General features: G+C 62.1%; 1 protein-coding gene. It reads left to right on the top strand.

Going from position 1 to position 2,909, the window contains the following annotated elements; all coding sequences use genetic code 11:
* Positions 1-2,909 (top strand): DNA-directed RNA polymerase subunit beta' (gene rpoC, locus Q8K05_RS11205; protein ID WP_305246694.1); only part of this gene is annotated, 2,909 nt, incomplete at both ends.

Here is a 2,909-nt window from a genome sequence, read left to right as displayed (position 1 = left end):
GTGCTGCCGCCGGACCTGCGTCCGCTGGTGCCGCTGGACGGCGGCCGCTTTGCGACCTCCGACCTGAACGACCTGTATCGCCGCGTCATCAACCGCAACAGCCGCCTGCGCCGTCTGCTGGAACTCAAGGCGCCCGAAATCATTGCGCGCAATGAAAAGCGCATGCTGCAGGAAGCGGTCGATTCGCTGCTCGACAACGGCCGCCGTGGCAAAGCCATGACGGGCGCCAACAAGCGCGCACTCAAGTCGCTGGCCGACATGATCAAGGGCAAGTCGGGCCGTTTCCGCCAGAACTTGCTGGGTAAACGCGTCGACTATTCAGGCCGTTCCGTGATTACCGTGGGCCCGACGCTCAAACTGCACCAGTGCGGTTTGCCCAAGCTGATGGCGCTGGAGCTGTTCAAGCCCTTCATCTTTGCCCAACTTGAAGTGCGCGGCATTGCCACCACCATCAAGGCGGCCAAGAAAGAAGTCGAATCCGGCACCCCGGTGGTGTGGGACATTCTGGAAGAGGTCATCAAGGAACACCCGGTGATGCTCAACCGTGCGCCTACGCTGCACCGGCTGGGTATCCAGGCCTTCGAGCCGATCCTGATTGAAGGCAAGGCGATCCAGCTGCACCCGCTCGTCTGCTCGGCTTTCAATGCCGACTTTGACGGCGACCAGATGGCCGTTCACGTGCCGCTGTCGGTGGAAGCGCAGATGGAATGCCGCACCTTGATGCTGGCGTCGAACAACATCCTGTTTCCGGCCAACGGCGAGCCCGCCATTGTTCCGTCGCAAGACGTGGTGCTGGGTCTGTACTACACGACCCGCGACCGTACCAACGGCAAGGGCGAAGGCCTGGTGTTTTCCGATACCGGTGAAGTTCGCCGCGCCTTCGATGCGGGCGAGCTCGACCTGAACGCCCGCATCAGCGTGCGCCTGACCGAGTGGACCAAGGACAAGGCAACGGGCGAGTTTGTGCCTTCGACCAAGCTGTGGGAGACCACCGGCGGCCGTGCGCTGCTGTCCGAAATCCTGCCCAAGGGCCTGCCTTTCTCCAACATCAACAAGGCCTTGAAGAAGAAGGAAATCTCCAAGCTCATCAACGTGTCTTTCCGCAAGTGCGGCTTGAAAGAGACCGTGGTGTTTGCCGACAAGTTGCTGCAGTCAGGTTTCCGCCTGGCCACCAAGGCCGGCATCTCGATTTGCATCGAAGACATGCTGGTGCCCAAGGAAAAGCACGACATCATTGCGCACGCCCAGAAGGAAGTCAAAGAGATCGAGCAGCAGTATGTCTCCGGTCTGGTGACCTCCGGCGAGCGCTACAACAAGGTGGTGGACATCTGGGGCAAGTCAGGCGACGAAGTCTCCAAGGTCATGATGGCCCAGCTGTCGAAAGAAAAGGTCATTGACCGCCACGGCAAGGAAGTCGAGCAGGAGTCCTTCAACTCCATCTACATGATGGCCGACTCCGGTGCCCGCGGTTCGCCAGCACAGATTCGCCAGGTGGCCGGCATGCGCGGTTTGATGGCCAAGCCGGACGGCTCCATCATCGAGACGCCGATTACCGCGAACTTCCGCGAAGGCCTGAACGTGCTGGAGTACTTCATCTCCACCCACGGTGCCCGTAAGGGTCTGGCCGACACGGCCCTGAAAACGGCCAACTCCGGCTACCTGACACGCCGCTTGTGCGACGTGGTGCAGGATCTGGTGGTGACCGAGGACGACTGCGGCACGCAAGACGGCTCGCTGATGCGCGCCATCGTCGAGGGCGGTGAGGTCATCGAATCGCTGCGCGACCGCGTGCTCGGCCGTACCGCCGTCGAAGACATCCTGCACCCCGAGAACCGCTCGGTGCTGGCCAAGGCCGGCGTCATGCTGGACGAAGACCTGATCGAAGAACTCGAAGCGCAAGGCGTGGACGAAGTCAAGGTGCGTACCGCACTGACCTGCGAAACCCGCTTCGGCTTGTGCGCCAAGTGCTATGGCCGCGACCTGGGTCGTGGTGGCCTGATCAACATCGGTGAAGCGGTCGGTATCATCGCCGCGCAGTCGATTGGCGAGCCCGGCACCCAGCTGACGATGCGGACCTTCCACATCGGTGGCGCCGCATCCCGTGCAGCCATTGCTTCGAGCGTCGAAGCCAAGTCCAACGGCCTGATCGGTTTCAACGCACCGATGCGCTATGTGACCAACGGCAAGGGCGACCTGGTCGTGATTGCCCGCTCCGGCGAGATCGTCCTGCACGACGAGCACGGCCGCGAGCGCGAGCGTCACAAGGTGCCTTACGGCGCGACGCTGACCGTCAAGGCCGACGAGAGCATCAAGGCTGGCGCCATTCTGGCCAACTGGGATCCGCTGACCCGCCCCATCATTACCGAATTCGCCGGCAAGGTGCTGTTCGAGAACGTGGAAGACGGCGTCACGGTGGCCAAGCAGGTCGATGATGTGACCGGCCTGTCCACGCTGGTGGTGATCGATCCGAAGCGCCGCGGCGCGACCAAGGTGATTCGTCCCCAGGTCAAGCTGATCGACGCCAACGGCAACGAAGTCAAGATCCCCGGCACCGATCACTCGGTGACGATCGGCTTCCCGAACGGCGCATTGCTTCAGGTGCGTGCTGGACAGGAAGTGGGTCCCGGCGAGGTGCTGGCGCGTATTCCGGTCGAAGGCCAGAAAACCCGCGACATTACCGGCGGTCTGCCCCGCGTGGCCGAACTGTTCGAAGCCCGTACGCCGAAAGACAAGGGCACGCTGGCTGAAATGACCGGCACCGTGTCGTTTGGTAAAGAGACCAAAGGCAAGGTTCGCCTGCAGATCACGGATCCCGAAGGCAAAGTCTGGGAAGACCTCGTGCCCAAGGAGAAGAACATCCTGGTGCACGAAGGCCAGGTCGTGAACAAGGGCGAGTCCATCGTGGACGG

It is taken from the genome of Polaromonas sp. (assembly GCF_030682935.1).
GTDB lineage: Bacteria > Pseudomonadota > Gammaproteobacteria > Burkholderiales > Burkholderiaceae_C > Polaromonas.
Note: the sequence above shows the minus strand (reverse complement) of the source record. Positions and strands in the feature narration are given on the sequence as shown.